We start from the raw sequence: 3,726 nt of genomic DNA on the forward strand, positions 1-3,726 counted from the left end.
TGTCGAGGGCCGGGACGGGCGGACGGCCGGGCAGGCGGTCCGTCAGTCGCCGACCTTGTCGTCGATCTCCTTCACCGCGGTGCTCCACGCCTTGGCGGGGTCGCTCTGGTGCTGCTCGATGCTGAGGAGGGCGCCGTTGGTGAGGGTGTCCTTGACCAGGCCGTCCCACTCGCCGAGCACGGCCGGCTGGATGGACTGCGCGGTCGCGGCGTAGAGCTGTCCGGTGGGCGTGTCGCCGAAGAAGTCGAGCTTGGCGTTCTGCACCTCCGGCTGGCTCAGCGCCTTGGTGTTGGAGGGCAGGTTGCCGACGGAGGTGAAGACCTTGGCCTGCTGCGCGGGCGCGGTGAGCCAGGCGACGAGCGCCTCGGCCTCCTTCTGGTGCTTTCCGGTCTTCGGGACGGCGAGGAAGGAGCCTCCCCAGTTGCCGGCGGCCGGGGCGGCGGCAATGTCCCACTTGCCCTTGTTGGCGCTCCCGGACTTGTCGGCGACGATGGCCGTCATCCAGGACGGGCAGGCGACCGTGGCGAACTTGGAGTTGGCGAACGCCTGGTACCACGGTGTGTCGAACTGCTTGAGGCCGGCGCTGATCCCGGCCTCGATCGCGCCGGTCGACAGGGTCCAGGCGGTCTTGACGGTGGCGTTGTCCTTGTAGTTCAGCTTGCCGCTGCTGTCGACGTACTGCGTGGTGCTGGTGGACACCACGGCGTTGAACAGGCCGCCGGCGGAGTCGGTGAAGAAGGTGCCGGCGGGCGCCTTGGCCTGGTACTGCTTGCCGGCGTCGACGAACTTGGCCCAGTCGCCCTGCCAGAGCTTGGCCACCTGTTCGCGGTCGGTGGGCAGCCCGGCCTGCTGGAAGAGGTCCTTGCGGTAGCAGATCGCCATCGGGCCGATGTCGGTGCCCAGGCCGATGGTGCGGCCGTCCGGGGCGGTGGCCTGCTGCGCCTTCCACGGCAGGAAGGCGCTCTTGTCGACCCCGTCCGCCTTGCCGAGGTCGGTGAACTTGTTCGCCTGCTTCTTCACCACCTGGGCGATCCGGCCGACCTCGATCGCCTGGATGTCGTCCAGGCCGCTGCCGGAGGCGAGGTGGGTCTGCAGGGCGGGGTAGTAGTCGCTCTCCTGCTGGACGGTGTGCTCGACGATGGTGATGTCGGGGTGCTCGCGCATGTACGCGTCGAACAGTCCGGCCTCCTTGTAGCCGAACGTGCCGTAGTCGCCGACGGTCAGGGTGATCTTGCCGCCGGAGGCCGCGTCGGTGCCGGCGCCGGAGCCGGAGCTGCTGCAGCCGGCGACCAGCAGGGCGCACAGGGCCGCGGTGGCGACGGCCGGCAGGGGCTTGCGCCCCTTGCGTGCGGTGCCCTTGCGTACGGTGCCCTTGCGTACGGGAAGGGCGGTGGCTGCTCTGCCGCTGGGGGTGGTACCGGTGTTCCGCATGGCCGAATCTCCTTGTCCAGGCTGGTCCATGGCTGCGCCGTTCAACGGGCGGCCGGCAGTGCTCGGGAACAGGGTGGGAGTGCGGTGGGAGCGCTCCCACTTCGATGTGGGAAGATTGCTTCGCCATGCGAGGTGTGTCAAGGGCGTACAACGGCTCCGTTACCGGACCGTGTCGTCCGGCCGTCCTTGCCGTGGTGCCGCAGTAGTGGCACTCAGCCGTCCGCCGTCCGCAGTCCGCCGGGAGAACGATCATGAGTCGAGCCGCGCAGCAGCAGCCCGCTGCCCGCCCCACCCTGGAGGCGGTGGCAGCGCGGGCCGGAGTGGGCCGGGGCACCGTGTCCCGCGTCGTCAACGGCTCGCCCAAGGTCAGTGCCAAGGCCCGTGCGGCGGTCGAGCAGGCCATCGCCGAGCTCGGCTACGTTCCCAACCAGGCGGCGCGCTCGCTGGTCACCTCCCGGACCGACGCGGTCGCGCTGGTCATCCCGGAGAGCGTCGCGAAGCTGAGGTCCGAACCCTACTTCTCCGACATCATCACCGGGGTCTCCGCCGAACTCGCCGAATCCGACCTACAGTTGCTGCTGGTGCTGGTCCGCAACGAGCACGAGCGGGAACGGCTGACCCGCTACCTCACCGCCCGCCGGGTGGACGGCGTCCTGCTGGTCTCCGTGCACGAGGACGACCCGCTCCCCGAACTGCTGGAGCGGCTGGAGCTGCCCGCCGTGCTCAGCGGTCGCCGCTCGACGCAGGAGACGCTCGGCTACGTGCACGCCGATAACGCGGGTGGCGCCCGAGCGGCCGTCCGGCACCTGCTGTCCCGGGGCAGGACGGCGATCGCGACCGTCACCGGCCCGCTCGACATGGAGGGCGCCGCGGCGCGCCTGGCCGGCTACCGGCAGGCGCTCGCCGAGGCCGCGGTTCCCGCGGACGAGGGCCTCGTCGCCCACGGGGACTTCACCGAGCGCGGCGGACGCGAGGGCATGCGGGAGCTGCTCGCCCGCCGGCCCGGCCTGGACGCGGTGTTCTGCGCCTCGGACCTGATGGCGGCGGGCGCGATGCAGGCGCTGCGCGAGGCGGGCCGGCGGGTTCCGCAGGACGTCGCGGTGATCGGCTTCGACGACTCCGTCGTGGCCCGGCACACCGAGCCGCCGCTCACCAGCGTTCGCCAGCCGACCGAGGAGATGGGTCGGCTGATGGTCCAGTTGCTGCTCAAGGAGATCGCCCAGCCAGGCCGGTTCCGTCGGCAGATGATCCTGCCGACGGAACTGGTGGTGAGGGAATCGGCGTGACTACAGGCCGACCAGGTGGGCGCGGTATCCGGCGCCGAAGCCGGTCGGCGTGCCGTCGTAGGAGCTGATCAGCGCCGGGCCGCTGCCGCAGTCCCAGGTGTTCCAGGCCCAGGCGAGGTAGGAGACGCCGTGCCGGTCCAGCCACGGCAGCAGGGTGTCCAGGTAGCCGTGGGCGCAGTCGTTCTCGCCCAACTCGCCCGTCACCACCGGAACCTGGGCCGCCAGCGGGCCGATCTGAGCGTCCCAGCAGGAACCGGTGCCGCAGGTGTTGAAGTTGTACGAGTGCCAGGACGCGGCCAGGTTGTGCAGCGGATCGGTCGGTCGGTACGCGGCCCACTGGGTGAGGTCGTTGGCGTACTCCAGGCCGCCCAGCAGCAGGACGTTGTCCGCGCCGGTGGAGCGCACCGCGTCGACCATCGCCTGCATGCCGGCGACCCGGAAGCCGATTCCGGGGCAGGTGCCGCCGTCCCGCCAGCAGGCCCAGCCGCTGTCCGTGCCTCCGGTGGCGCGTGACGGGTACGGCTCGTTGAACAGGTCGAAGACGGTGGCGTCGTCGCCCTTGAACGTCTGCGCCACCGAGGTCCAGAACGGGAGCGCACCGGCCGCGTCCGGCATGGGCTTCTGACAGGTGGCGTTGGCGTCGGAGCAGCCGGCGGACGGTCCGGTGTACGCGCCGTCGGTCCAGTGGAGGTCCAGGACGGCCACCAGGCCGTTCCGGTGCAGCAGGTCGACGTAGCTCCGTACCGCGCTGATGTAGGCGGTACCGGCGTACGCGGAGTCGACGTCGGAGTGGCCGAGCCAGCAGTCCTCGTTGAGCGGTACGCGGACGGCGTTGACGCGCCAGGACGTCATCGCGGTGACGGACGCCTGGTCGGCGGGGCCGTCGAAGAAGCCGTGGCCCTGGACGCACATGAACTCGGCCCCCGACCGGTTGACCCCGTGCAGGGTGATCGGGGTGCCGTCGGCCTTCGCCAGCGTGGCCCCCGCGACGTGCACGGCCGGGGCCGGC

The 3,726-nt window shown here is 71.1% G+C and carries 3 protein-coding genes; 1 reads left to right on the forward strand and 2 read right to left on the reverse strand.

Translation table 11 applies throughout. The features are described 5' to 3' along the window. Positions 1–42: 42 nt before the first annotated feature. On the reverse strand, positions 43–1,431 hold the full coding sequence (locus J0670_RS32815; protein WP_207815776.1) for an ABC transporter substrate-binding protein: 1,389 nt from the start codon (positions 1,429–1,431) through the stop codon (positions 43–45). A gap of 251 nt (positions 1,432–1,682) precedes the next feature. On the opposite strand from J0670_RS32815, the gene J0670_RS32820 reads away from it, so the two are divergent. Continuing rightward, positions 1,683–2,717: a LacI family DNA-binding transcriptional regulator gene (locus J0670_RS32820; RefSeq protein ID WP_207815778.1), complete on the forward strand. Its 1,035-nt coding sequence runs from the start codon at positions 1,683–1,685 to the stop codon at positions 2,715–2,717. Here J0670_RS32820 and J0670_RS32825 read toward each other — a convergent pair. Then, a partial coding sequence (locus J0670_RS32825; protein WP_243437861.1) for a glycoside hydrolase family 5 protein occupies positions 2,718–3,726 on the reverse strand: 1,009 nt, incomplete at its 5' end. It lies immediately after the preceding gene.

It is taken from the genome of Streptomyces sp. FH025 (genome assembly GCF_017427025.1).
In the GTDB taxonomy this organism is placed as follows: Bacteria; Actinomycetota; Actinomycetes; order Streptomycetales; family Streptomycetaceae; genus Kitasatospora.

Excerpts from the sequence above, each read along its gene's own strand:
- J0670_RS32820 (WP_207815778.1), top strand. The coding sequence starts at position 1,683 with ATGAGTCGAGCCGCGCAGCAGCAGCCCGCTGCCCGCCCCACCCTGGAG.
- J0670_RS32815 (WP_207815776.1), bottom strand. The coding sequence starts at position 1,431 with ATGCGGAACACCGGTACCACCCCCAGCGGCAGAGCAGCCACCGCCCTT.